At 63.6% G+C, this 23,374-nt stretch carries 26 protein-coding genes and 1 pseudogene; 16 read left to right on the top strand and 11 right to left on the bottom strand.

Translation table 11 applies throughout. From position 1 onward, the window contains the following. Window positions 1–195: pseudogene (locus ACT6VE_RS12755) on the top strand (MmcQ/YjbR family DNA-binding protein); the annotation flags it as partial. 100 nt (window positions 196–295) lie between these two features. Next, window positions 296–1,033 (top strand): DUF4198 domain-containing protein, encoded by a 738-nt coding sequence (locus tag ACT6VE_RS12750; protein ID WP_444798963.1) that lies wholly within the window; start codon window positions 296–298, stop codon window positions 1,031–1,033. 179 nt (window positions 1,034–1,212) lie between these two features. Here ACT6VE_RS12750 and ACT6VE_RS12745 read toward each other — a convergent pair whose 3' ends face one another. Together ACT6VE_RS12745 and ACT6VE_RS12740 are read right to left on the bottom strand one after the other, a co-directional pair. Further along, window positions 1,213–1,608, bottom strand: a complete 396-nt coding sequence (locus ACT6VE_RS12745) for a VOC family protein (RefSeq protein WP_444798962.1) — start codon at window positions 1,606–1,608, stop codon at window positions 1,213–1,215. 108 nt (window positions 1,609–1,716) lie between these two features. Next, a complete protein-coding gene (locus tag ACT6VE_RS12740) occupies window positions 1,717–2,082 on the bottom strand; it encodes a DUF4406 domain-containing protein (protein WP_444798961.1) in 366 nt (121 codons plus the stop codon). A 100-nt stretch (window positions 2,083–2,182) separates the two neighbouring features. On the opposite strand from ACT6VE_RS12740, the gene ACT6VE_RS12735 reads away from it, so the two are divergent. Next, window positions 2,183–2,938 carry a DeoR/GlpR family DNA-binding transcription regulator gene (locus tag ACT6VE_RS12735; RefSeq protein ID WP_444798960.1) on the top strand — a complete coding sequence of 252 codons (756 nt, stop codon included), beginning with the start codon at window positions 2,183–2,185 and terminating at the stop codon, window positions 2,936–2,938. Here the strand turns inward: ACT6VE_RS12735 and ACT6VE_RS12730 are convergent, their stop codons facing one another. Further along, window positions 2,939–3,946 carry an asparaginase gene (locus ACT6VE_RS12730; protein WP_444798959.1) on the bottom strand — a complete coding sequence of 336 codons (1,008 nt, stop codon included), beginning with the start codon at window positions 3,944–3,946 and terminating at the stop codon, window positions 2,939–2,941. An 83-nt stretch (window positions 3,947–4,029) separates the two neighbouring features. Between ACT6VE_RS12730 and ACT6VE_RS12725 the strand changes: the two genes are divergently transcribed. Further along, a complete protein-coding gene (locus tag ACT6VE_RS12725; protein ID WP_444798958.1) occupies window positions 4,030–4,767 on the top strand; it encodes a DUF3750 domain-containing protein in 738 nt (245 codons plus the stop codon). Between the two features lie 115 nt (window positions 4,768–4,882). Further along, a complete protein-coding gene (locus tag ACT6VE_RS12720) occupies window positions 4,883–5,308 on the top strand; it encodes a GFA family protein (RefSeq protein ID WP_444798957.1) in 426 nt (141 codons plus the stop codon). 21 nt (window positions 5,309–5,329) lie between these two features. On the opposite strand, the gene ACT6VE_RS12715 is transcribed toward ACT6VE_RS12720, so the two are convergent. Then, window positions 5,330–6,196 carry a sigma-70 family RNA polymerase sigma factor gene (locus ACT6VE_RS12715; RefSeq protein WP_444798956.1) on the bottom strand — a complete coding sequence of 289 codons (867 nt, stop codon included), beginning with the start codon at window positions 6,194–6,196 and terminating at the stop codon, window positions 5,330–5,332. Window positions 6,197–6,302: 106 nt separating this feature from the next. Here ACT6VE_RS12715 and ACT6VE_RS12710 point away from each other — a divergent pair, with 106 nt between their 5' ends. The 4 genes from ACT6VE_RS12710 (at window position 6,303) to ACT6VE_RS12695 (ending at window position 9,887) form a co-directional block, all read left to right on the top strand. After that, complete coding sequence (locus ACT6VE_RS12710; RefSeq protein WP_069059499.1) at window positions 6,303–6,761, top strand: carboxymuconolactone decarboxylase family protein; 459 nt, start codon at window positions 6,303–6,305, stop codon at window positions 6,759–6,761. Window positions 6,762–6,890: 129 nt separating this feature from the next. Beyond that, window positions 6,891–7,217: a hypothetical protein gene (locus tag ACT6VE_RS12705; RefSeq protein ID WP_444798955.1), complete on the top strand. Its 327-nt coding sequence runs from the start codon at window positions 6,891–6,893 to the stop codon at window positions 7,215–7,217. A gap of 143 nt (window positions 7,218–7,360) precedes the next feature. After that, window positions 7,361–8,797 carry an MFS transporter gene (locus ACT6VE_RS12700; protein WP_444798954.1) on the top strand — a complete coding sequence of 479 codons (1,437 nt, stop codon included), beginning with the start codon at window positions 7,361–7,363 and terminating at the stop codon, window positions 8,795–8,797. Window positions 8,798–8,912: 115 nt separating this feature from the next. Beyond that, window positions 8,913–9,887, top strand: coding sequence for a diguanylate cyclase (locus tag ACT6VE_RS12695; protein WP_444798953.1), 975 nt, complete (start codon window positions 8,913–8,915; stop codon window positions 9,885–9,887). Between the two features lie 6 nt (window positions 9,888–9,893). Here the strand turns inward: ACT6VE_RS12695 and ACT6VE_RS12690 are convergent, their stop codons facing one another. After that, window positions 9,894–10,895, bottom strand: coding sequence for an NAD(P)H-quinone oxidoreductase (locus ACT6VE_RS12690; RefSeq protein WP_444798952.1), 1,002 nt, complete (start codon window positions 10,893–10,895; stop codon window positions 9,894–9,896). A gap of 325 nt (window positions 10,896–11,220) precedes the next feature. Between ACT6VE_RS12690 and ACT6VE_RS12685 the strand changes: the two genes are divergently transcribed. Further along, window positions 11,221–11,481: a DUF1344 domain-containing protein gene (locus tag ACT6VE_RS12685; protein WP_444798951.1), complete on the top strand. Its 261-nt coding sequence runs from the start codon at window positions 11,221–11,223 to the stop codon at window positions 11,479–11,481. 142 nt (window positions 11,482–11,623) lie between these two features. Here ACT6VE_RS12685 and ACT6VE_RS12680 read toward each other — a convergent pair whose 3' ends face one another. The 4 genes from ACT6VE_RS12680 to ACT6VE_RS12665 all read right to left on the bottom strand — a co-directional run bounded on the left by ACT6VE_RS12680 (window position 11,624) and on the right by ACT6VE_RS12665 (window position 14,942). Then, window positions 11,624–13,438: an EAL domain-containing protein gene (locus ACT6VE_RS12680; protein ID WP_444798950.1), complete on the bottom strand. Its 1,815-nt coding sequence runs from the start codon at window positions 13,436–13,438 to the stop codon at window positions 11,624–11,626. A gap of 122 nt (window positions 13,439–13,560) precedes the next feature. Beyond that, window positions 13,561–13,998 (bottom strand): EamA family transporter, encoded by a 438-nt coding sequence (locus ACT6VE_RS12675; protein WP_444798949.1) that lies wholly within the window; start codon window positions 13,996–13,998, stop codon window positions 13,561–13,563. Continuing rightward, window positions 13,995–14,384, bottom strand: coding sequence for a fluoride efflux transporter CrcB (gene crcB, locus ACT6VE_RS12670; protein WP_444798948.1), 390 nt, complete (start codon window positions 14,382–14,384; stop codon window positions 13,995–13,997). The genes ACT6VE_RS12675 and crcB overlap by 4 nt, the downstream gene beginning before the upstream one ends. A 9-nt stretch (window positions 14,385–14,393) precedes the next feature. Next, window positions 14,394–14,942: an HdeD family acid-resistance protein gene (locus ACT6VE_RS12665; RefSeq protein WP_444798947.1), complete on the bottom strand. Its 549-nt coding sequence runs from the start codon at window positions 14,940–14,942 to the stop codon at window positions 14,394–14,396. Window positions 14,943–15,091: 149 nt separating this feature from the next. Here ACT6VE_RS12665 and betI point away from each other — a divergent pair, with 149 nt between their 5' ends. The 3 genes from betI to betB are packed head-to-tail and all read left to right on the top strand — an operon-like array spanning window position 15,092 to window position 18,799. Then, entirely contained in the window at window positions 15,092–15,748 is a 657-nt protein-coding gene (gene betI, locus ACT6VE_RS12660) for a transcriptional regulator BetI (protein WP_444798946.1), read from the top strand. 56 nt (window positions 15,749–15,804) lie between these two features. Continuing rightward, window positions 15,805–17,334, top strand: coding sequence for a choline-sulfatase (gene betC / locus ACT6VE_RS12655; RefSeq protein ID WP_444798945.1), 1,530 nt, complete (start codon window positions 15,805–15,807; stop codon window positions 17,332–17,334). A 1-nt stretch (window position 17,335) separates the two neighbouring features. Then, the gene (betB, locus tag ACT6VE_RS12650) at window positions 17,336–18,799 is read left to right on the top strand and encodes a betaine-aldehyde dehydrogenase (RefSeq protein ID WP_444798944.1); all 1,464 of its coding nucleotides are present in this window, start codon (window positions 17,336–17,338) and stop codon (window positions 18,797–18,799) included. 19 nt (window positions 18,800–18,818) lie between these two features. On the opposite strand, the gene ACT6VE_RS12645 is transcribed toward betB, so the two are convergent. After that, the gene (locus ACT6VE_RS12645; RefSeq protein WP_444798943.1) at window positions 18,819–19,205 is read right to left on the bottom strand and encodes a hypothetical protein; all 387 of its coding nucleotides are present in this window, start codon (window positions 19,203–19,205) and stop codon (window positions 18,819–18,821) included. Between the two features lie 83 nt (window positions 19,206–19,288). On the opposite strand from ACT6VE_RS12645, the gene betA reads away from it, so the two are divergent. Together betA and ACT6VE_RS12635 are read left to right on the top strand one after the other, a co-directional pair. Beyond that, entirely contained in the window at window positions 19,289–20,941 is a 1,653-nt protein-coding gene (betA, locus tag ACT6VE_RS12640; RefSeq protein ID WP_444798942.1) for a choline dehydrogenase, read from the top strand. 63 nt (window positions 20,942–21,004) lie between these two features. Beyond that, a complete protein-coding gene (locus ACT6VE_RS12635; protein ID WP_444798941.1) occupies window positions 21,005–21,283 on the top strand; it encodes a hypothetical protein in 279 nt (92 codons plus the stop codon). Window positions 21,284–21,346: 63 nt separating this feature from the next. On the opposite strand, the gene ACT6VE_RS12630 is transcribed toward ACT6VE_RS12635, so the two are convergent. Next, a complete protein-coding gene (locus ACT6VE_RS12630; protein ID WP_444798940.1) occupies window positions 21,347–22,354 on the bottom strand; it encodes a calcium-binding protein in 1,008 nt (335 codons plus the stop codon). Between the two features lie 267 nt (window positions 22,355–22,621). On the opposite strand from ACT6VE_RS12630, the gene ACT6VE_RS12625 reads away from it, so the two are divergent. Further along, window positions 22,622–23,374, top strand: a complete 753-nt coding sequence (locus ACT6VE_RS12625; RefSeq protein WP_444798939.1) for a phosphoadenylyl-sulfate reductase — start codon at window positions 22,622–22,624, stop codon at window positions 23,372–23,374.

Raw genomic sequence — 23,374 nt, 5'->3', positions numbered from 1 at the left:
TTGATGGCGCCGATGGACGAGAAGGAGCGCCTGATCGAGATGGCGCCCGGGATCTACTACGAAACCGACCACTACAAGGGTTGGCCCGCCTTGCTCGTGCGGGCCGCGGCGATCGACGATGCGGAACTGCGCCACCGCATGACGGAGGCCTGGCGCTTCAAGGCGCCGGCAAAGCTGCGCAAGCTCATCGCCTGAACCGCATATCCCCTTCCAACCTTACCACGCTTGACAGCCCGCCCGGGCGAAGGCTAAACCAGCCTCGTAACGTAATAACATTACTAATCTGGAGACAAAAATGCTGAGGCAGATCATCGCTGTTTCGGGTGCGCTTTCGCTCGCCCTTCTTCTTCCCGTCACCGCCAGCGCGCATGGCGCCTGGGTGGCGGAGCGCTGGGGCGAACTCGGCGTCATCTATGGCCACGGCGCCGGCGACGATGCCTATGACCCGGCGCGCATCAGCACCGCCGTTGCGATTGGCGAGGACGGGGCGGCGACGCCGGTTACAATCGAAAAGCGGGAAAAACACGCAATCCTGAAGCCCGAAGGCGAGCCCGCCGCCATCGTCCTGACCTTCGACAACGGCTACTGGACGGAAAAGACCGATGGCAAATGGGTGAACGAGGCGAAGGACAAGGTCGCCGACGCCAAGGCCACCGGCCACTACATCAAGAACAGCCTCTCGCTTCTCCACGTACACGACGCGCTGCCCGCCTTCCCGAAGCAGGACCTGCAGATCGTGCCGCTCGACAACCCCATCGGCCGCAAGGCCGGCGACCCGATCCGGCTGCGCGTGCTCCATGACGGCAAGCCGCTTGCCGGCGCGGTCGTGACGCTCGACTACATCAACCAGGCGACGCTCAAGAGCGACCCGACGGACGCGGATGGCGAGGTCGTTGTGGCGATCCGCAATGACGGGCTGAACGTGCTGTCGGTCGATCACAGCGTGCCGCTGGAAAACGATCCGAAGGCCGACAAGATCGGCTACACCGCGACGCTGAGTTTTGTCGCCGAGGCGCATAACCACGACGACTGAGAAAAAGACCTGCGCCAGAAGGCGCGGGCCCGAGACTGCTGACAAAATCTCGAGAATCCCTCCTCCGTCATGCTCGGGCTCGACCCGAGGATGACGGCAGTGGGCGGGCGGGGCGCGGTTTGTCAACGCCGTGAGGCCTGCGCCGGGAGGCGCAGGCTCTTGCTTCCAATGCAGGCCGATCAGCCGCCCGACTGGTCCATGTGCATGAACTCCCAGACATTGCCGTTGATGTCCTGGAAGGAGCAGCCGTACATCGGGCCGAACTCCATATTCGGCTTCCACTCCCGGCCGCCGGCGGCGAGCGCCTTGGCCTTGAAGTCGTCGACCTCCTGGCGGCTGGTGGCCGAGAGGCAGGTCAGCACCTGCGTCTGCTGTTCCGGATCGCCGACCTTACCCGTCACGAACTGAGCAAACTTTTCCTCCGTCAGGTGCATGACGAAGATATTCTCGTCCACCACCATGCAGGCGGCGGTGTCGTCGCTGAACTGCTCGTTGAACGAAAAGCCGAGTGCGCTGAAGAAGCGGCGAGTTGCGGGCAAGTCCTTGACGGGCAGGTTGACGAAAATCATGCGCATGGAAATCCTCCTGGTTTGTTTGCGATGCGGGGTCCGCCGCCGGCGGATCACCCCGTCATGCCACAAGGACGTAGCAAGCCGGCCCTTCCCGACAAGGCCGGCGAAAAATTATGCCGCCACCGCGCAGCCCGGCACGTCCTCCAGCCGATACCAGACCGGAATGCCGCGTTCGCGCGCAATACGCACGTCATTGTCCGCCCCTTTCGATTCACCTGGCAGGCGCAGCACGCCTTCGCACAGCGCCAGCAGGCGGTGCGCCACGGGATAAAAGATCTCCTCGTGCAACGCGTCGCCGATCGTCTTGCCGCCGGCGGCATTCCAGACGGGCAGCGCCACCCATTCGCCGATCATCGGCACATGGCCGGCCTGAAACAGCGCGTAGGACGGCGCTTCCAGCCGCTTCAGGTTCTCCGCCATCTTGTGCGGGTCGTCCCCGGTGCCCGAGCGATAGGGGCCGGCGATCAGGATCAACATGTCGTACTCCTTACAATTTTGCATGAAATATCCGGATAATTCTGGATATTTCATGATTATTCGTGTAGTTTCGTGCAGAGTCAAGATGGAGCGTGCAGACATGCTGACCAGCCAGAGAAAAGCTCTGATCGCCGAGCGGCTGAACCGCGAGGGGGAAATTGTCGCCAAGACGCTGGCCGGCGAACTGGCGCTATCGGAGGACACGATCCGCCGGGATCTCCGGGAAATGGCTGCGGAGGGCCTGCTGAAACGGGTGCACGGCGGCGCGTTGCCGCTTGTCCCCCCACTGCCGGATTTTGCGGCCCGCCAGGCGGTCGCAAGCGACGAGAAGGCAGCGCTCGGCGCCCGGGCGGCTGATATGGTCAAGCCGGGACATGTCATCTTCCTCGACGGCGGCACCACCACGGCGGCACTGGCCCGCGCCCTGCCGCGCAGCTTCGCCTTCACGGTCGTCACGCACAGCCCGACGATCGCCTGCGAGCTGGAACGCCACCCGACCGCCGAGGTCGTGCTGATCGGCGGCAGGCTCTACAAACATTCGATGGTGACCGCCGGCGCGGCGGCGCTGGAGATGATCCGCAGCCTGAAGGCGGATCTCTACTTCATGGGCGTGACCGCCGCCCACCCGACGCACGGGTTGACCACCGGCGACATGGAGGAAGCGGCGACCAAACGCATCATCGCCGAAAACGCGGCTGCAACCTTCGTGCTGCTGACACAAGAAAAACTCGGCCGCGCGTCCCCATGGCGCATCATGCCCCTGCCCGCCATCACCGGCCTCATCGTGCCGGCCGGGCTGATGCCAGAGGTGCTGGCGCCCTATCGGGACCTGGACGTGGAGATCGTCGAAGCGTGATCAGGCGGCAAACGCTTCCGTCACGCGGATATCGCCGACATGGATGCCGTTCCAGTTGGACATGGAGCGGTTGGCCTGGGCCATCAGGGCGGCGTGGATGACTGGCTCGTCCTTGAAGAAGCGGGCGAGCGTGGCGGCGACCATGCTTTCGGCGGCGCGGGTGGTGCCGTCTTCGCATTTCAGGGCAATCGCGATGCCCTGTTCGGGGATGGCCGCGCAAAAGACGCCTTCGGCGCCGGTCTTGGCGAAGATGCGGCCGGGCGCGGTTTCCATCAGGCGGGTGCAGGCGCGCCTGGTGCCGGCGACGTAGAAGGGTTCGGCCATGCAGGCGTCGATCAACCGGCGCGAGGCTTTGGCGCGCTCGGGGGCCAGGCCCGTGCCGGTCGCCATCTTGGCGAAGCCGTGGGCGAGGCTTTTCAGCGGCATGGCATAGGTCGGGATCGAGCAGCCGTCGACGCCGCAATTGTCGGTGGCAAGTGCTGCACCCGTCAGGCTTTCCATGATGCCGCGGATTTCCGCTTGGACGGGGTGTTCGTAGCGGACGTAACCCTTGAGGTCCTTGCCGGTGTGGCAGGCGGCGCAGATAAAGCCGGCATGTTTGCCGGAGCAATTGTTGTGGAGCGCGGTCGGATGATCGAGCAGGCGGGCCTGACTGACAAGCACCGGCTGCTCGAAGGACCAGTGGGCGCCGCATTCCAGCACGCTCTCATCGACGCCGGCAGCGGCGAGCATGGTGCCGGCAAGGGCGGCGTGTTCCGGTTCGCCATTGTGCGAGGAGCAGGCAAGCGCCAGTTCCTTGTTGCCGAAGCCGTAAGCATCGGCTGCGCCGCTTTCAATGAAGGGCAGTCCCTGCATGGCCTTGCAGGCCGAGCGCGGGAAGACGCCGGCTTCGATATCGCCCTGCGAAAACACCACCTTACCATCGCCATCGACCACGACGACCAGGCCGCGATGGCGGCTTTCGACGAGATTGCCGCGGGTGACTTCGACAAGGACGGGGTTTGCCATGATTATGCCCTCAAAATTCCGGTTTCGGCTGCGGTATTATCCGAAATTCCTGATCCTGCCCACTCGGTTTTGGAGCGCCGCGCATGAAATTGCTGAGGAACGTCCTCGTCCTCTTCCTTGTGATCTACCTCATGCCGGCGCTCGCCTCGGCAGGATACTGGTACATCAAGGACCGTCCCGCGAACTGGCGCGAAGCGAACTGGAAATCGGCGGGCGTCCTGCCCAAGGCGGAAGACACGCCGCGGGCGACGATCCACATCTTCTCGGCCGCGACGGGCGGCATGAAGGGGGCGGTGGCGAGCCATGCCTGGATCGTCACCAAGGCGGCGAACGCGAAAACCTACAATCGTTACGACAAGGTCGGCTGGGGCACGCCGGTACGCAAGAATGGCTATGCACCGGATGCCTACTGGTATTCCAACACGCCGCGCGTGGTGGTGAGCGTCAGCGGCGACGAGGCGGCGCGGCTGATCCCGAAGATCGAGAAGGCGATTGCCGCCTATCCCTACTCCAAGCCCGGCGGCTACCGCATCTGGCCGGGGCCGAACTCCAACACCTTCGTCGCCCACGTGCTGCGCTCCGTGCCGGAACTCGGCGTCGTGCTGCCACCGGATGCGGTGGGGCGTGACTACCTGCCGGAAGGCAAGCTCTTCGCGGTCGATGCGGACGGCAAGGACGTGCATGCGACGCTCTACGGCCTGCTCGGCGTTTCGGCAGGCCTGCGCAGCGGACTGGAGCTGCATATCATGGGCCTCGTCGCCGGCGTGGATTTCTCCCGGCCGGCGATCAAGATCCCCGCGATCGGGCGGATCGGGATCTAGCGGCAAAACAGCCGCTGGACATCCCGGTGTCATCAACGGATCGTAAGCCGCAATGGAATCGAGACTTGGCAGCGCGGGCGCCCCCGCGTGCCGTTGTCGGAAGCGGAGAGCGGCCATGAACGACGATAGAAAACAGTACGCGGCAGCCTGCCATTGCGGCACCGTGCGGTTCCATGTGCGGCTGACGGACGAATTCAACACGATCCGCCGTTGCACCTGCTCCTATTGCCGCATGCGCGGGGCCATCGCCGCCTCCGCAGCGCTTTCGGATATCGAATTTGAAGCGGGCGAAGACAATCTGACGCTCTATCAATTCAACACGGGCACGGCGAAGCACTATTTCTGCAAGACCTGCGGCATCTACACCCACCACCAGCGCCGTTCCAATCCAAACCAGTTCGGCATCAACGTCGCCTGCATCGACGGCGTCAGCCCCTTCGATTTCGCGGCGGTGGAGGTCATGGACGGCGTTTCCCATCCCGCCGATTCCGGCGCCGGCCCCCGGATCGCCGGAATCCTCCGGTTCGAGCCGGCGACCTGACGCCGAAGCCGTCTTGCTCCATCAGAGATAGACCACCTCCATGGCGGCGAGCAGGGCGGGATCGGCCATGGAATCAATGGTGACGATCCGCTCGCCCTCCACTTCGATGAGCACGACGACACGCAGCTCGCCGCCCAGAATGACGGCGAGGCCGAGCTGGCCGTCGATGAGGGCGAGCCTTGCGGCGGTCGCCTTGCCCTTGAAATTTGTCGCGACGGCCTGAGCGCCGTGCATTTCCGAGAGCGAGCCGAGCCGCACCGCGTCGGCATCCGCGTGGAAGACGACCTCGGGATCCAGCACGGCGAGCAGGCCTGAAAAATCGCCGTCGCGAGAGGCCGTGAGGAAGGCGGCGACCACGCGCTTGCGGCGCTCGTAATCCGCTGACGGCGTCTCCGGCAGGCCCTGCACGCGGCGACGGGCGCGGCTCGCCAGCTGGCGCGCGGCGACCGGCGTGCGGCCGACGATACGGCCGATCTCCTCGAAGGGCACATCGAACATATCATGCAGCACGAAGGCGAGCCGTTCGGCCGGCGCGAGGCGCTCCAGCACGACGAGGAGCGCCAGGCCGACGGAATCGGCAAGCGCCGTCTGCTCGTCCGCCGCCGCCTGCGGATCGACATGCTGCATCTCGCCATCGTCGCCGTCGATCGGCTCTTCGCGGCGCCTCGTGCGGGCGCGCAGCATGTCGAGGCAGATGCGGCCGACGACGGTGGTCAGCCAGCCGGACGGATTGTCGATGCCGTCGCCACCCGTGCGCTCGAGCCGCAGCCAGGCCTCCTGCACCGCATCTTCCGCCTCCGCGCGCGAGCCCAGCATGCGGAAGGCCACGGCGCTGAGACGCCCGCGCTCGGCCTCGAAACGATCCGTCAGAATATTTTTTTCGCCCATCGGTCACACTCCCTCGTTCAGCGGCGTCATGGCCATGACGAACGAAGCCGCACCGATGTGACAGGGTTCGCAGTCGAAGCGCAAAATCATTGCAAGGAGTGTCAAGATGCAATCCCGTATGAACAACATCGTCGCCGTTCTCCCGAAGGTCATGACCGCCATGCAGTCGCTGCAGGCAGTCGCGCAGGATAGTGGCCTGCCGGAAAAGACCGCTCATCTCGTGCATCTGCGCGCCAGCCAGATCAATGGCTGCGGCTTCTGCGTCGACCTGCATCCGCGCATCATGAAGAAGGCCGGCGAGACCGACCGCCGCATCCTTTCGGTCGCCGCCTGGCGCGAGGCGCCGTTCTACACCGATGCGGAGCGGGCGGCCCTTGCGCTCACCGAGGCGCTGACGCGCATCGCCGACCGCGAGGAACCGGTGCCGGATACGATCTGGAACGAGGCCGCCCGCCACTATGACGAGAAGACGCTCGCCGCCCTCGTCGTCGAGATCGCCTCGATCAATGTGTGGAACCGCTTCAACGTCGCGACCCGGCAGGTCGCGGGGGAGTGGAACCCGTAAGCCCCTCCCTCACCAGCCCGACGGCCCTTTCCCCTGCCGGAGAAGGGGCCGGCGAGCACCACCGCCACGATTGCCGTTTCTGCACCGCCGTGCTTTCATATCCGCAACTCTTTCAGAGGCGAGCAACGCATGGCCGAGCAGGGTTCTCAATCCAGAGCAGCAGTCGTTCTTGCGTTTGTTTCCGGCTTTTTGATCTTCCGTTGCCTCTGGCGCGTGTTTATCCCGGGCACGGAATACGCCATGCCACCATGGCCCCTCGTCTCGGTCATCTCCGACATTCTGGTGATGGTCGCGCTTTTCATTATCAAGCCAATGGTGCCGGCAGCTACGGCGGATTCACCGGCCCTTGTCCGGCACGCCACGAAGCTGTTCATCGGCGGGATCATCGCAACTGCGATCTTGGTCCTGATCAGGGTGTCCAGCGATCGCGGCTGGTGGACCGGGCATCTGATGTAGGACGCGCTCGTCTGCTTCCGCTCTTACCGGGCGGCTTTGCCCATCTGATCGCCCTCTTCACACCCAAAAGTCACCGCTTGCAGTCCATTCGCCGGCGTGCGACGTCTGTTCCATACTCTTTTCGCATACCAAGGTCCCTTTTCATGTCCGAGAGCGTCATCACCCCCAAGGAGGCCGCGCCGCGGCTTTCCAGCCTGTTTTCCCGCGCCTATCTGTTCGGCACGCTGATGCTCGGCGGCGGAATCATGCTGCATGCGGTGGAGACGTATATTACCGCGACGCTGATGCCCTCGATCGTGCGCGATATCGGCGGCCTTTCGCTGTTTGCCTGGGCGACGACGATCTATGTCGCGGCCTCCGTGCTAGGCTCGACCTTCGTCGCGGTGAGGCCGGAAAGCGTGACACTCAACCGTTGCTACGTGTTCGGCGCGGTGCTGTTCGGCATCGGCAGCCTCGTCTGCGCCATCGCGCCGACCATGGAGACGGTGTTGATCGGCCGCGCGATCCAGGGGCTCGGCGCCGGTTTTCTCGTGGCCCTCGGTTATGCCTTCATCCGTTTCGTCTATCCGGAGCCGCTGTGGAGCACGGCGTCGACGCTCTATGCCGCCGTCTGGGGCATCGCGACCTTCCTCGGCCCGACGATCGGCGGCATCTTTGCGGCCGGCAGCGCCTGGCGCGAGGCCTTTGCACTGCTCGTTCCGCTGTCGATCCTGATGGCGCTTTCCGCACCGAAACTGCTGCCGTCCGGCGAAGGCGAGCGGGTGACGACAAAAACACCCTTCCTTCAGATCGTGCTGCTGGTGGCGGCCGTCGTGCTGCTCTCCTTCGCAAGCTCCGTGACGGCACCGATCCTGCGCGGCGCCCTGGCTGCCGCCGCCGTGCTCGGCGTGATCACTGCTATCACGATCGAGCGGCATACCGAGGCGCGCCTGCTGCCGGCCGGCACGATCAGCCTCTCCTCGCCGCTCGCCCGCGTCTATCTCACCATGCTTTTGTTGCTGGTGACGATCTGCTCGGACGTCTACATTCCCTATTTCCTCCAGGTGCTGCATGCCGTGACGCCGCTGGTCTCCGGCTATCTCGTGGCGCTTCTGGCGCTCGGCTGGACGGCCGCCGCGTTTACCACGGCAAGCCTCAGGGGGCGGCTGGCCAACCAGGTCATCCTTGCGGGTGCTGCGATCCTGGCCGTGGCGACGGCGCTGCTCGTCGTCACGCTCGCGCGGCACAATCCGCAGAGTGACATCCTGCCGCTCACCATCGCCACCGTCTTCATCTTCCTGATGGGTTTCGGCATCGGCATGGGCTGGGCGCATCTCGTCACGCATGTGCTGCACCTCGCCCCCGCCGGCGAGACGGACAAGGCCTCGGCGGCGATCACCACCATGCAGGCGCTCGGCGCAGCCTTCGGGGCAGCTCTTGCGGGTGTCATCGTCAACTCCACCGGGCTCATCGAACCGGGCGGCACCGAGGGGGCGCTGACGGCGGCGCGCTGGCTCTATTCGCTTCTTGCATTGCCGGCGGCGCTGGCGATCCTGCTGACACTCAGGCTTCCCGTCGGCAAAACTGCGGCGGCGCATTGAGGATTTGTTAACGGCTTCCGGCGGTGTCGATTGCGACGCCGCCGCCTTCTGCCACAAAAGGGCACTTATCGTCGGGCGCGTCTCGATGATTCTGTCGTGGGAAGGAATGCCGTCGGTGAGACGCAGCAACAGGCAGAGACTGCCGGGCGAAAGCGGCATGGCGCATATCGATGCGATCCTGCCGCTGGCGCTGATCCGCGACCGGGCCACCACCGACCTCATTCTTTCCGGCCTCGATGCATCCGGCGTCGCCTTCGCGCTGTTTTCGCCGGAAGACGAACTGTCCTACGGTTCCACGGCATTCAAGGCGCTGTTCGACGTGCGGCCCGGCACGCGCACCTTCACCGAGATCATGCGCAACTGCCACATGAGAAGCACCGGCCCGAAGGTCAGCACGCCAATCGAGGACTTTCTCGACATGGCGCGCAGAAAGCGGCGCAGCAGCCCGCAGCGCACCTTCGAGATCGACATCAGCGACGACCGCTGGTTCCTGGTGAACGAGACGCTGCTGCCCGGCGGCTGGCTGTGGCATGTCTTCACCGACATCACCATGCTGAAATCGAACGAACAGGTGTTGCAACTGGCGCGCGATGCCGCCCAGCGTGCGGCCGACACGGACCCCCTCACCGGCCTCCTCAACCGCCGCGCCGGCATGGAGCGACTGGCGGCGGAAATGCAAAGCGCCGCACGCGATGGCTCGCCGCTGTCGCTCGCCCTGATCGACCTCGACCATTTCAAATCGGTCAACGACCGTTACGGCCATACCAAGGGCGACCAGGTGCTGCAGCATTTCGCGGCCGCCGGGCGCCAGCAGTTGCGCGGCGGCGATGTTTTTGCCCGCATCGGCGGCGAGGAATTCCTGGTGCTGATGCCGGAAACCGGCATCGAGGAAGCGGTGAACGCCATCGAACGGCTGCGCCGCCACATCGCCCGCGAAGAGAACCGCGCGGAGCTCAACTGCGCCTACACCATGTCGGCCGGCGTCGCGGAATATTGCGGCACGGCGGCGGAGGATCTATTCGAACGGGCCGACCGGGCGCTTTACTGCGCCAAGCGTCACGGCCGCGACCGCATCGAGCAGGCGGACTGAGCTACCTCAGTCGAAGGTCAGCATGATCTTCCCGATATGGTCGCCGTGTTCCATCATGCGATGACCGGCGGCGGCGTCAGTGTATGGCATGACCGCGTGGATGACCGGCGCGATGCGCCCCTCCTCCAGCAATGGCCAGACTTTCTCTAAAAGCTCGTCGCGGATCGCCTGCTTTTCCACCGCGGTGCGCGGACGCATGGCCGAGCCCATGAGATGCAGGCGCTTTTGCAGGATGGGGGCGAGGCTGACCTTTTCGGCAAAGGTGCCGCCGAGGAAGGCGATGATCGACAGGCGTCCGTCGCGGGCGAGCGACTTCAGGTTCCGCTCGAAATAGGCCGCACCGATCATATCGAGGATGACATCGACGCCCGCCTTGCCGGTTTCTTCCGCGATGACGGTGCAGAAATCCTCGTTGCGGTAGTTGATGGCATAGCTGGCGCCGAGATCCACGCAGGCGTCGCATTTTTCCAACGTGCCGGCCGTCGCAAAGACGCGGGAGCCGAAGGCGCTGGCCAACTGGATCGCCGTCGTGCCGATGCCGCTCGAGCCACCGTGGATCAGCACGCTTTCGCCGGGCTTCAGACCGGCCATCATGAAGAGATTGGCCCAGACGGTGAAAAAGGTCTCCGGCAGGGCAGCCGCCTTGACGGCATCATAGCCCTTCGGAAAGGGCAGCGCCTGGGTCGCCGGCACCGCGCAATATTGTGCGTAGCCGCCGCCATTTGCCAGCGCGCAGATCTTGTCGCCGATCTCGTAGCCCGTCACGTCGTCGCCGATCGCCACGACCTCGCCGGCGATCTCCAGGCCGAGGATGGGGCTGGCATCCGGCGGCGGCGGATAATCGCCCTTGCGCTGCAGCACGTCCGGCCGATTGATGCCCGCCGCCTCGACGCGCACCAGAAGTTCCCCGCTGCGGGGCTGGGGCGTCCTGCCCTCGGTGACCGCGAGATTATCCGGGCCGCCGTGTTCGCTGAGCCCGACATAGAGCATGGACGATGGAACTGTCATGGCTTTGGCCTCCCGGGCGCGTTTGTGGCGCGCAACCTCTTTCGATGATTCTAACCTAAAGCGCGAACCATTTGAATCGGTTCCGCCTGTCCCTGCGACATTTGCGACCAGGGAGGTGCTGCCTCCTTTTTGCCGCAAACCACTGAAATTCCGCCCGTTTCAGGACGGCAAGAATTAAATCTTGTTAATTTGAAAACGGATTTTTCCGGGCCTAGCTTTCATTGCGAAGCCGGGGAGCGCCGGCGGTCATCCCCAAAGACCGCGACGCGACGTCTCCCGGACGGCTTCTTTGTGCCCCGCCCGGGGCCAATCTAGGACGACACAAATGCGTGTTCTTCTTTCCAATCTTGCCATCGTCACTGTTCTCACCACACCGGCTCTTGCGCTGGCCGCCCCCCAAATGGCGACCGGGACGGTCAAGGACTATAACAAGGCGTCGATGTCTCTGACGCTCAATGACGGCACCACCTTCCAGCTTCCCAAGGGGTTCCACGATCCCGGACTGAAGACTGGCGAGAAGGTATCCGTCTCCTTCGACATGTCCGGCAAGAACCACGAGGCGAAGACCGTAAAAATCCTTCGCTGACGTGGCTGGGGGCGGGTTTCGACGAGCCCGCCTCCTTTGACGAGAGCATTTCCGCTTTTCCTCGAATGGCGAAAACGCTCACACCTTTTGTTTTCGCGCAATTCCAGACGCAAAACCGCCGCGCACTTTTGCTGGAATTGCTTTACGGCGCAGCCACGGGCTGCGCTCCGGCGGATGTCGAGGACAGCACGAGCCCCCCGTCGCTTCCCTTGGCATCCGCCTTCAAGGCGGCGATCCGGCTGCTGATCTGTCCCGCCTCGCCGATCACCTCGCCCTCCGGCACGACCAGCGCCACCGCAGAGCAGCGCATCAACGGGAAACGAGTCGCATTGCCGGCGCGGTCGCGCCCGCGGATTTCCCCGGCAAGCCGATCCTCCGGCGAGTAGAGCGAGCGCACCTCGCGGGCGAAATCGGCAAGCAGGCGCTCCAGGATCTCCCGCACCGCTTCGACCGGCCGGTTGCAGATGCCTGCAAAAAAATCGTCACCACCGACATGGCCGATGAAAACATCGTCACCAATGAATTCGCGGCGCATCAGCGAGGCGAACATCGAGAGCGCGAGGTCGCCCTTGTGAAAGCCGTAGAGATCGTTGAACGGCTTGAAATTGTCGAAGTCGAAGTAACACAGGCAGCGCAGCTCATCGCCGTCGAGCGCCTTGTCCTGCAGGTAGTCGCGGATCGAGCGGTTGCCGGGAAGGCCGGTCAGCGGGTTCTGGTCCTCCGCCGTCTTCAGCCGCTTCTCGTTGATGATCTTCAGGAGCGACGAGGCGGACAGAATGCCGGCATAACGCAGGTTCTCCGTCATGATCACGCATTCATTGCCGCCCATGCCGGTGAAGACATCGAGCAGCTGCTCGGCCGGCGTGTCGAGATCGGCGATCGGCGCCGTCGTGACGAAATGCGAGAGGGTCTTCTGGTATAGCTTGTTCTTCAGCAGGTCGCGGCCGAACGGGTGATAGCTCAGCTCCTTCACATGGTATTCGTGCAGGATGCCGCGCGGCTCGTCATTGGCGTTGAGCACCGGGAAGAAGGTGCGCTTGGGATCGCGGCGGAAGAACTCGAAGACCGATTCCAGGCTTTCGTTCTCGCGCAACACCGCGACCTGCTCGATCTCGCGGCGGATGAGGATGCTGTCCAGCGTGCGCGAATTGCGGCGGATGCCGCCGGCTCGGGCGACCTGCGGATAGACCGGGCTCAGCGTGGAAAAATCGGTGACGGGCCGGGAGACGAACCAGCCCTGCACCAGATCGCAGCCGGCCTCGCGGCAGGCGACGAATTCCGCCTCGCTTTCCACGCCTTCCGCGATGACGCGGATGCCCAGCACATGGGCGGCGTTGACGGTGTTGCGCACCAGATGGCGTTTTCGCGCATCGGCTTCCATGCCGGAAATGAAATGGCGATCGATCTTGAGATAGTCGACCTGATGATCGCAGAGCAGCTTCAGGCCGTTATGGCCAACGCCGAAATCGTCGATGGCGAGCTTGAAGCCGGCAAGGCGGAGCTTGCGCACCAGGATGGCGAAATCCGGCAGCGTATCGTTGTCGAAGCGCTCGGAAATCTCAAAGCAGATCGACGACGCCGGAATGCCGGCGCGGCCGAGATGGCCGGCGAGCCGCTCGACAAGATCTGCGCCTTGCGGCACCAGACGGGAATCGAGGTTGACGAACAGCGTGCGCGAGCGAAAATCCGGCAGGGCCGCGAAGGCGGCAATCGCGCGGCTGTTGACCATATGCTCCAGCGCCAGAAGCTGGCCTGCCTCATGCGCCCGGTCGATCAGGTCGAGCGGCGAGCGGAAGCCGAGACGGTCGAAGCCGCGCATCAGCGATTCGTAGCCGAAGACCGCGCCGGTGGCGGCCTCGACGATCGGCTGGAAGGCCGTTTCGATCACCAGCTTGGCGAGGGTGACGATCTCGCCATCTCCAAAACGGCGAAGCGCTAGCAATTCGGCGGCGGACATAGGGCACTCCGGGGCGTGAACTTTGCCGCGAAGTCTCGCCTCCGAGAGCTGAAAAATCCGTTTCCGTAATATGACAGTTCGATGAAACCTCAATGACTACAAGGAGTTGAAAAAGAAGCGCCTCATATAGGCAAAGCGAGCAGCAGGGCGCCGCAGCCGATCATCACGACCGCCAGCCAATGGGCCGTCGAAAGCTGCTCGCCGAGAAACAGAACAGCAAAGACCGCGACGAGCACGACGCTGAGCTTGTCGACGGGGGCGACCTGCGCGGCCTTGCCGATCTGCAAGGCGCGAAAATAGCAGAGCCAGGACGCGCCGGTCGCCAAACCCGAGAGAACGAGGAAAATCCAGCTCCTTGCCGGCACGGAACCGGGTGCCTGCCAGTTGCCGGCAAGCGTCAGCATAAGGGCCAGCGCCAGCAGGATCACCACGGTGCGCACGAAGGTGGCGAAATCGGAATTGACCTCGGCAATGCCGATCTTGGCGAAGATCGCCGTCAGCGCAGCGAAGACGGCGGAGCCGAGCGCCCAGGCCTGCCAGGACGTCAAAAGCGCCTTCACATTGCACCTCCTGCGAGCATAAGCCGCGATAGAGCAAGGCCCGCCGCCACGGCGACGAGCGACAGAATCACCGAGGCGCCGACGTAAAGCGCGGCAAGCCCCACCTCGCCGCGCTCCCAAAGCAGCGCCGCGTCGAGCGAAAAGGCGGAGAAGGTGGTGAAGCCGCCGAGGATGCCGGTCGTCAGGAAAAGCCGCGCCTCCTGCGGCAGATGCCCGCGAAAGGCGAAGAAACCGGCGATCAGTCCCATCAGCAGGCAGCCGAAGACATTGATGACGAGCGTGCCGACGGGAAAGGCCGGGCCGAACAGCCGCATGGCCAACACATTCACGCCATGGCGGCCGGCACCACCGATGCCGGCCCCGAGAAAGACGATCAGGTAACCCATGGCCGTCGGCTACTTGCGCAGCGCCAGGCCGAAGGCGATCAGCGCCCAGCCCTGCATGGCAAGGTCGAAGGCGAGGAAGAGGCCGAGCAGCCACAGGCTGTTGACCGGCCAGCCGATCAGGAAGACCACGCCCGCGAGTGTGGTGACGACGCCGCCCGCCATCAGCCAGCCCCAGCCCTTTTCCGGCCGGACGCGCCAGGCAGCAAAGATGCGGAAGACGCCAGCGACGAGCAGTGCCGCGGCCATCAGCAGGGTGAGCACGGCCGATGTCAGCACCGGATTGACGAAGGCGAGCACGCCGGCCGCGAGATAGAGCAGCGCGCTCAGCGCCCAGGCGATGGTCTCCCGCCACGCCTTGACCTGGAAGGCATGCGCCAGATGCACCGCGCCGCCGACGATCATCAGCATGCCGACATAATAGACCGAGGCGACCGTCGCGATGAACAGGTTGGCCGCGGCTATGCCGCCAAAGACGAGCAGGACGGCGCCGAGAGCGACGAACCAGCCCCATTTGGCACGAACGTCGGAGAGAGGGTTCATTCCGGGAGATAGGACCATGTTTCACCTCGAAAAATGAATGAAAACAAGACCACGCTAACACGAAAAGCATCACCTTCGCGACATCTGATTGTGCGGCAAAAGGTGAAAGATTTTTATTGATTGATCACTCAATTAAAAATACGCTGACCAAATAGTGAGGAACAGACATGCCGAAGGTTGGAATGGAGCCGGTGCGCCGTAAGGCGCTGGTGGACGCGACGCTGAGGGCGGTCGGCGACCATGGCTCGCTGACCGTCACCATGTCGGAGATCGCCCGCCATGCCGGTGTGTCGCCAGCGCTAGCCCACCACTATTTCGGCTCCAAGGAACAGCTCGTCATCGAGACGATCCGCAGCCTGTTGCGCCAGCTGCGCACTGACGCGGTTGCGGCCCTCAAGGCGGCCACGACGCCGCGCGAAAAGCTGTCGGCGGTCATCCGGGTGAATTTCCAGGCGCACCAGTTCGCACCGGAGACGGTGGCTGCGTGGCTTGCCTTCTATTCGGAGGCGCAGCGCTCGGAAGAAGTGCGCCGCCTGCTTGTCGTCTATGCACGGCGGCTGAATTCCAACCTGCTGTCGAGCCTCAGGCAGCTCTGCCCTGACGGGGTCGCGTCGGATATTGCCGACGGTGCGGCCGCGATGATCGACGGGCTGTATCTCCGGCAGGGGCTGAAATCCGCGCCGGTCAGCATCGAGTCGTCGATTGCGCTGACGGAGGGCTATGTGACAGCCCAGCTGGCCGCTGCCGATGCGGGTCGGGGCGATACGCCAAGCGCTGTCGCAGGATCGCCCCCACCCGCCGCTTCGCGGCGACCTCCCCCCTAAAGGGAGCGGTAAAATCTGCCAAATGCCAAGTCTGCATTCGTTCCAAGGATCCGTCCGTGACCGCCAGCAAGCCGAACATCCTGATCATCATGGTCGACCAGCTCAACGGGAAATTTTTCCCGGATGGCCCGGCGGACTGGCTGCATGCGCCGCATATCAAGGCACTCGCCGCGCGCTCGGCGCGCTTCCGCAACAACTATACCTCCTCGCCGCTCTGCGCGCCCGCCCGCGCTTCCTTCATGGCCGGGCAATTGCCGAGCCGCACGCGGGTCTATGACAATGCGGCGGAATACGTCTCATCCATCCCGACCTTCGCGCATCACCTGCGCCGCGCCGGCTATTACACGGCACTGTCGGGAAAAATGCATTTCGTCGGGCCGGACCAGTTGCACGGCTTTGAGGAGCGGCTGACGACGGACATCTACCCGGCCGATTTCGGCTGGACGCCGGATTACCGCAAGCCGGGCGAGCGCATCGACTGGTGGTATCACAATATGGGTTCGGTGAAGGGCGCGGGTGTCGCCGAGATCACCAACCAGATGGAATATGACGACGAGGTCGCCTTCCTAGCCAACCAGAAGCTCTACCAGCTGTCGCGCGACAATGACGATATCTACCGCCGCCCGTGGAGCCTCACCGTCTCCTTCACCCACCCGCACGACCCCTATGTGGCACGCCGGAAATTCTGGGACCTCTACGAGGATTGCGAACACCTGATGCCCGAGGTCGGCATGCTGGAAGAGCAGGACCCGCATTCGGCGCGCATCCTGCACTCCTGCGACTATGCCGGCTTCGCGATCAGCGGCGAGGACGTGCGCCGCTCGCGCCAGGCCTATTTCGCCAACATTTCCTATCTCGACGAGAAGGTCGGCGAACTCATCGATACGCTGACGCGCACGCGCATGCTGGACGAGACGCTGATCCTGTTCTGCTCGGACCATGGCGACATGCTCGGCGAGCGCGGCCTGTGGTTCAAGATGAACTTTTTCGAGGGCTCGGCCCGCGTGCCGCTGATGATATCAGGCCCCGGCGTCACCCCCGGCCTGCACCTCGCGCCCTCCTCCAACCTCGACGTCACGCCGACACTCTGCGACCTCGCCGGCATCTCCATGGAAGACGTCATGCCGTGGACGGACGGCGAGAGCCTGCTACCGATCATCAACGGCGCCGAGCGCGTCTCGCCCGTGCTGATGGAATATGCGGCGGAGGCCTCCTATGCGCCGATCGTCGGCATCCGCGAGGGCAAGTGGAAATACATTCACTGCGAGCTCGACCCGGAGCAGCTCTACGACCTCGATGCCGATCCGCTGGAACTTGCCAATCTGGCGACCTCGGACAATCCGGTCATCAAGGCGACGCTGGAGGCCTTTAGACAGATGCGCGAGGCGCGCTGGGACATGGCGGAGTTCGACGCCGCCGTGCGTGAAAGCCAGGCGCGGCGCTGGGTGGTCTATGAGGCGCTGCGGAACGGTGCCTATTATCCATGGGACCACCAGCCGCTGCAGAAGGCTTCCGAACGCTACATGCGCAACCACATGAACCTCGACAATCTCGAGGAATCCAAACGTTACCCGCGGGGAGAATAAGATGAGAGCCCAACCCAAAGCCTCGCACTTCATCGATGGCGAGTATGTCGAGGATGCCGCCGGCACGCCCTTCGAGAGCCTTTACCCCGCCACTGGCGAGGTGATCGCCAGGCTGCATGCGGCAACGCCTGATATCGTCGAGAAGGCCATCGCATCGGCCAAGCGCGCGCAGAAGGAATGGGCCGCGATGAGCCCGACGGCGCGCGGGCGTATCCTGAAGCGTGCGGCAGACATCATGCGCGAAAGGAACCGCGAGCTTTCGGAACTGGAAACGCTCGATACCGGAAAGCCGATCCAGGAGACGATCATCGCCGACCCGACCTCGGGCGCCGACGCCTTCGAGTTCTTCGGCGGGATCGCGGCAGCCGGCCTCAACGGCGACTATATTCCGCTCGGCCAGGATTTCGCCTTCACCAAGCGCGTGCCGCTCGGGGTCTGCGTCGGCATCGGCGCGTGGAACTATCCGCAGCAGATCGCCTGCTGGAAGGGCGCCCCTGCCCTCATCTGCGGCAATGCCATGGTGTTCAAGCCATCGGAAAACACACCGCTCGGCGCGTTGAAGATCGCCGAAATCCTGCATGAGGCCGGCCTGCCGAAGGGGCTTTACAACGTCATCCAGGGGGATCGTGCCACCGGGCCGCTGCTCGTCAACCATCCGGATGTCGCCAAGGTGTCGCTCACCGGCTCCGTGCCGACGGGCAGACGAGTGGCCAGCGCTGCCGCCTCCGACCTCAAGCATGTCACGATGGAACTCGGCGGCAAGTCGCCGCTCATCGTCTTCGACGACGCCGACCTCGAAAGCGCCATCGGCGGCGCCATGCTCGGCAATTTCTATTCGACGGGCCAGGTCTGCTCGAACGGCACCCGCGTCTTCGTGCAGAAGGGCATCAAGGACAAGTTCCTCACCCGCCTGAAGGCGCGAACGGAGAAAATCCTGATCGGCGACCCGATGGAAGAAGCGACGCAGCTCGGACCGATGGTCTCGAAGGCGCAGCGCGACAAGGTTCTGGATTACATCGCGAAGGGCAAGGCCGAGGGTGCGACACTCATCACCGGCGGCGGCATTCCGAACGACGTTTCGGGCGACGGCTACTACATCCAGCCGACGGTCTTTGCCGATGTCACCGACGACATGACCATCGCGCGCGAAGAAATCTTCGGACCCGTCATGTGTGTGCTCGACTTCGACCATGAGGACGAGGTGATCGCGCGCGGCAACGCCACCGAATTCGGCCTCTCCGGCGGCGTCTTCACGTCAGACATCACCCGCGCCCACCGCGTCGTCGACCAACTCGAAGCCGGCACGCTGTGGATTAACACTTACAACCTCGCCCCCGTGGAAATTCCCTTCGGCGGCTCCAAACAATCCGGTTTCGGGCGTGAAAATTCGCTTGCCGCGCTGGAGCATTATTCGGAGCTGAAGACGGTTTACGTGTCGATGGGCAAGGTCGAGGCGCCGTATTGAGATGCGAAGGCAGCGCGGTTCAGTCGTAATATCTGATTTTCTTAGCGGCTTCGCGCTGCCGCTCGTTGTAATATGCGAGAACCAAGCCGGCAGGCACACACAACGCGGCGCATACAATCATCGGCATGCCTGTGAAAATATTCAAAAATACCGCGAGAAAGATACTTGCCGACAGAAAAAGATTTCTGCGATTTTTTCTCCTGAACACTTCAAACGGATCATTTTTCCCGCTCCGGCGAAGATCTCGGTAGACATTTTTGGTTCCGGCAAACTTCTCTTTTCGAAGGTCTTGAGCCTCCTGGCGCTCCTTCTCCACGCGATCAAGTCGCTCGCAAATTCTTCCACTAAAAGACCCAGACATCTGGTTGCGGAACCCTTTTATGCAGCCGCATTGAATATGCGCCATCCATCGCGCATCGCGTGCTTCTCCGCAACCTGCCCGTTTAGTCAACTGCAACCGTAGTAAATCAAACCCTGTCGGATCGCCTCATGCAGAACGCAGACTACATCATCATCGGCTCCGGTTCCGCTGGCTCGGCCATTGCCTATCGCCTCTCGGAGGACGGCAAGCATACGGTCATGGTGCTGGAATATGGAGGGTCGGATATCGGGCCGTTTATCCAGATGCCGGCGGCACTGGCCTGGCCGATGAGCATGAAACGCTACAACTGGGGTTATCTCTCCGAGCCCGAGCCGAACCTCAACAACCGGCGCATCACCGCGCCGCGCGGCAAGGTGATCGGCGGATCGTCGTCGATCAATGGGCTCGTCTATGTGCGGGGGCACGCCGAGGATTTTAATCGCTGGGAGGCGCTTGGCGCGCGGGGCTGGGCCTATGCGGACGTGCTGCCCTACTACAAGCGCCTCGAGACCTCGCTTGGCGGCGAGAGCGGCTGGCGCGGCACGGACGGGCCGCTGCATGTGCGGCGCGGACCGGTGACCAATCCGCTCTTCCATGCCTTCCTGCAGGCCGGCAAGCAGGCCGGCTTCGAGGTGACCGACGACTATAACGGCTCCAAGCAGGAAGGTTTCGGCCTGATGGAGCAGACGATCCACAACGGCCGGCGCTGGTCGGCGGCCAATGCCTATCTGCGTCCGGCCATGAAGCGGCCGAACGTCTCGCTGGTGCGCTGCTTCGCGCGGAAAATCGTCATCGAAAACGGCCGGGCGGTCGGCGTCGAGATCGAGCGCAACGGCAAGATCGAGGTGGTGAGGGCGAACCGCGAGGTGATCGTCTCGGCCTCCTCCTTCAACTCGCCGAAGCTTTTGATGCTGTCCGGCATCGGCCCGGCCGCGCACCTGAAGGAGATGGGCATCGACGTGAAGGTCGACCGGCCGGGCGTCGGCGCCAATCTTCAGGATCACATGGAATTCTACTTCCAGCAGATCTCCACCAAGCCGGTCTCGCTCTATTCCTGGCTGCCATGGTTCTGGCAGGGCGTGGCGGGCGCGCAATGGCTGCTCTCCAAGGGCGGGCTCGGCGCCTCCAACCAGTTCGAGGCCTGCGCCTTCCTGCGCTCCGCGCCCGGCGTGAAGCAGCCGGACATCCAGTACCACTTCCTGCCCGTCGCCATTTCCTATGACGGCAAGGCGGCGGCCAAGAGCCATGGCTTCCAGGCACATGTCGGCTACAACCTGTCGAAATCGCGCGGCAGCGTGACGTTGCGCTCGGCCGATCCGGCGGCCGATCCGCTGATCCGCTTCAACTACATGAGCCACGAGGAAGACTGGATCAAGTTCCGCCACTGCGTGCGCCTCACGCGCGAAATCTTCGGCCAGCAGGCCTTCGACGAGTTCCGCGGGCCGGAAATCCAGCCGGGCGCGGCGATCGAGACGGACGACCAGATCGACGCGTTTCTGCGCGAGCATCTGGAAAGCGCCTACCATCCCTGCGGCACCTGCCGCATGGGTGCGGCAAGCGACCCGATGGCGGTCGTCGACCCGGAAACCCGCGTCATCGGCGTCGATGGCCTGCGCGTTGCCGATAGTTCGATCTTCCCGCATGTCACCTACGGCAACCTCAACGCGCCGTCGATCATGACGGGCGAGAAGGCGGCCGACCACATCCTCGGCAGGCAACCGCTTGCGCGCTCCAACCGGGAGCCGTGGACGAACCCGCGCGCTGCGGTCAGCGACCGGTAAAAACTTCGGAACCATAATGGTTGCAAGGGGTTGAGGCGGGCAACCGCCTCGAAGGGAACCCCCATGACCACCTATAAAAAGGTCTCGCGCCACGACGTCAGCAAGGAGACCGACCTCGTCGTCACCGTGATCCAAGGTGTCACCGGTCCCTGCGCCTTCATCACCGATCCTGCGCAGGCGCGCGACACCATCCCGCTTCCCGTGGAAGAGGCACTTATCAGCGCCCGGCAGATGATCGGGGAAGACCTCAACCCGCGTAACCTCGTCATCGTCGATGAGGACGATCTCTGGGACACGCGCTGGGGCAGGCTCGTGCCGCGCGCGGAGCGCAGCACGATCTAACGTCTTCGACAAAAAAAGCCGGGCTCTCGCCCGGCTTCAAAAGCGTCCGCAGGTCTGGACGGCTTAAAGGAAGAGGAAGTCGTTGGCGTGCAGGTCGGCCTTGTCGACGCCCGTCAGGGTGATCGAGCCGGCACCGTAATCGATGACCACGCCACTGGCCGAGTCGGTAGCGTGGCTGAGCACGTCGTTGAAGTTGACCAGGACCGACTTGTCGAGCTGGATGACGTCCGACTTGGCAGCGCCAGCCGCGAAATCGGCAATCTTGTCGTGGCCTTCGTTCTTCAGGAAGATAAAGGTGTCATTGCCCGCACCGCCGATGAGCGTGTCATTGCCCGCACCACCATGCAGCTTGTCGTTGCCGGCACCGCCGGAAAGCCGGTCGGCGCCGTCGCCGCCGTAAAGCTTGTCGTTGCCGGCATCGCCGTACAGCCGATCGTTGCCGGCATTGCCGAAGAGCGTATCGTTGTGGTTGCCACCATAAACGGTGTCGTTGCCGTTGCCGCCGGTGATGTTGTCGTTGCCGCCTGCGCCGCGCAGCACGTCGTCGCCATTGCCGCCGGAGATCTTGTCAGCCTTGGCGTAGCCGGTGAAGACATCCGCACCGGTGCTGCCCTTGAATTCGATCGAGTTGGCGTTCAGCACATCGATGAGCTTGGTCGTTGCGCCACCGGTCGTGGCCTTGCCGCCCATGACGTCGCTCAGGATCTGGCCGCCGAGCGCCGTGTCCGTGACGTTCAGGCCGGAAATCTTCACGTCGGAAACGAGCTTGAAGGTGCTCGTCTTGGCGTCGAGCGCGATGTTGCTGCCGAAATCGACCGCATCAAGCGAGCCGGTGATCTTGTGGGTCGCGAAGTTGTAGTTCCAAGCGTCCTTGCCGGAGGACAGGACAACGCCGAACTTCTTGGCGTCGCTGGTCGAGTACTGCGTGCCGCTCATTGCCATCGGGTCGGTGCTGTTGAAGCCGCCGTAGCCCGCGCGGGTGAAGGTCTTGTCGTAGTTTGCCAGGAAGGCGGCGAAATTGATGCCCTTGCCGTCCTTGTTGGCGTCGTTTGCGTTGATTGTAATGGCCATTTGCCCAACCCTTCCCCTGTGAGCCGCAGCTCACGCTTAAACTTGAATGCAATGCTCAGCTATTAAATCTGACTTTTTCTGTCAAGTTTTTTCGACATCCGGCGCGGAGTTTTTTTGGGTGCAGGACCGGGCGGCAGGATTTCTGCCCGAACGGCAAGATGGAGAGATATTTGCTCCCCATCCTTACGCTTTGGAAATCCGTTTTGCTGTCCGCGACCCGACAAGCCTGCGATAATCCGGCAACTTCTCGCAAAGGCATGGAACGGAATGACTGCTCTCACCGGAAACGGGACCGCGCAGGCCCTCAATGACCAACTCGCAGGCCTCGGGCTTGCCGAGCGCCTGGCGCTCGTGGCCGAGCTTGGCGGGCGCGCCGTCTTTACCACCAGCCTCGGCATCGAGGACCAGGTCATCACGGCGGCGATCGGCACCGAGCGCCTGGCGATCGACGTCGTGACGCTGGAGACCGGCCGACTGTTCAAGGAGACCGTCGATCTCATCGACGAGACCGAAAGCCAGTACGGCATGACCATCACCCGCTACGTGCCTGACCAGGACGATATCGACGCCTATGCGGCGAAATACGGCCTCAACGGCTTCTACGACAGCGTCGAAGCGCGTCACGCCTGTTGCGGCGTGCGCAAGCTGAAGCCGCTTGCGCGCGCACTTGAAGGGGCATCCTTCTGGATCACCGGCCTTCGCCGCGGCCAGTCCGGCAACCGTGCCGACACGCCGTTTGCGGAGTTCGATGCCGAGCGCAACCTTATCAAGATCAATCCGTTGGCGGATTGGGACATCGACCGCATCAAGGCCTATGTCGCCGACCATGCCGTGCCGGTGAACCCGATGCACACGCGGGGCTATCCGTCGATTGGCTGCGAGCCGTGTACGCGGGCCATCAAGCCGGGCGAGCCAGAGCGCGCCGGCCGCTGGTGGTGGGAGAACGACGAGAAGCGCGAATGCGGTCTCCACGTTCCCGAAACCGCCGCCTCCCCCATCCCGGCCCCAACTGCGGCCTGA

The sequence above is a fragment of the Shinella sp. genome (assembly GCF_052438155.1).
In the GTDB taxonomy this organism is placed as follows: Bacteria; Pseudomonadota; Alphaproteobacteria; order Rhizobiales; family Rhizobiaceae; genus Shinella.
Note: the sequence above shows the minus strand (reverse complement) of the source record. Positions and strands in the feature narration are given on the sequence as shown.

Coding starts and splice junctions, on each gene's coding strand:
- ACT6VE_RS12625 (WP_444798939.1), top strand. CDS start 22,622: ATGACTGCTCTCACCGGAAACGGGACCGCGCAGGCCCTCAATGACCAA.
- ACT6VE_RS12685 (WP_444798951.1), top strand. CDS start 11,221: ATGCGTGTTCTTCTTTCCAATCTTGCCATCGTCACTGTTCTCACCACA.
- ACT6VE_RS12665 (WP_444798947.1), bottom strand. CDS start 14,942: ATGGTCCTATCTCCCGGAATGAACCCTCTCTCCGACGTTCGTGCCAAA.
- ACT6VE_RS12740 (WP_444798961.1), bottom strand. CDS start 2,082: ATGTTGATCCTGATCGCCGGCCCCTATCGCTCGGGCACCGGGGACGAC.
- ACT6VE_RS12725 (WP_444798958.1), top strand. CDS start 4,030: ATGAAATTGCTGAGGAACGTCCTCGTCCTCTTCCTTGTGATCTACCTC.
- crcB (WP_444798948.1), bottom strand. CDS start 14,384: ATGGGTTACCTGATCGTCTTTCTCGGGGCCGGCATCGGTGGTGCCGGC.
- ACT6VE_RS12735 (WP_444798960.1), top strand. CDS start 2,183: ATGCTGACCAGCCAGAGAAAAGCTCTGATCGCCGAGCGGCTGAACCGC.
- ACT6VE_RS12750 (WP_444798963.1), top strand. CDS start 296: ATGCTGAGGCAGATCATCGCTGTTTCGGGTGCGCTTTCGCTCGCCCTT.
- ACT6VE_RS12635 (WP_444798941.1), top strand. CDS start 21,005: ATGACCACCTATAAAAAGGTCTCGCGCCACGACGTCAGCAAGGAGACC.
- ACT6VE_RS12680 (WP_444798950.1), bottom strand. CDS start 13,438: ATGTCCGCCGCCGAATTGCTAGCGCTTCGCCGTTTTGGAGATGGCGAG.
- ACT6VE_RS12720 (WP_444798957.1), top strand. CDS start 4,883: ATGAACGACGATAGAAAACAGTACGCGGCAGCCTGCCATTGCGGCACC.
- ACT6VE_RS12690 (WP_444798952.1), bottom strand. CDS start 10,895: ATGACAGTTCCATCGTCCATGCTCTATGTCGGGCTCAGCGAACACGGC.
- ACT6VE_RS12745 (WP_444798962.1), bottom strand. CDS start 1,608: ATGCGCATGATTTTCGTCAACCTGCCCGTCAAGGACTTGCCCGCAACT.
- ACT6VE_RS12700 (WP_444798954.1), top strand. CDS start 7,361: ATGTCCGAGAGCGTCATCACCCCCAAGGAGGCCGCGCCGCGGCTTTCC.
- ACT6VE_RS12645 (WP_444798943.1), bottom strand. CDS start 19,205: ATGGCGCATATTCAATGCGGCTGCATAAAAGGGTTCCGCAACCAGATG.
- betB (WP_444798944.1), top strand. CDS start 17,336: ATGAGAGCCCAACCCAAAGCCTCGCACTTCATCGATGGCGAGTATGTC.
- ACT6VE_RS12705 (WP_444798955.1), top strand. CDS start 6,891: ATGGCCGAGCAGGGTTCTCAATCCAGAGCAGCAGTCGTTCTTGCGTTT.
- betA (WP_444798942.1), top strand. CDS start 19,289: ATGCAGAACGCAGACTACATCATCATCGGCTCCGGTTCCGCTGGCTCG.
- ACT6VE_RS12710 (WP_069059499.1), top strand. CDS start 6,303: ATGCAATCCCGTATGAACAACATCGTCGCCGTTCTCCCGAAGGTCATG.
- ACT6VE_RS12715 (WP_444798956.1), bottom strand. CDS start 6,196: ATGGGCGAAAAAAATATTCTGACGGATCGTTTCGAGGCCGAGCGCGGG.
- ACT6VE_RS12630 (WP_444798940.1), bottom strand. CDS start 22,354: ATGGCCATTACAATCAACGCAAACGACGCCAACAAGGACGGCAAGGGC.
- ACT6VE_RS12730 (WP_444798959.1), bottom strand. CDS start 3,946: ATGGCAAACCCCGTCCTTGTCGAAGTCACCCGCGGCAATCTCGTCGAA.
- betI (WP_444798946.1), top strand. CDS start 15,092: ATGCCGAAGGTTGGAATGGAGCCGGTGCGCCGTAAGGCGCTGGTGGAC.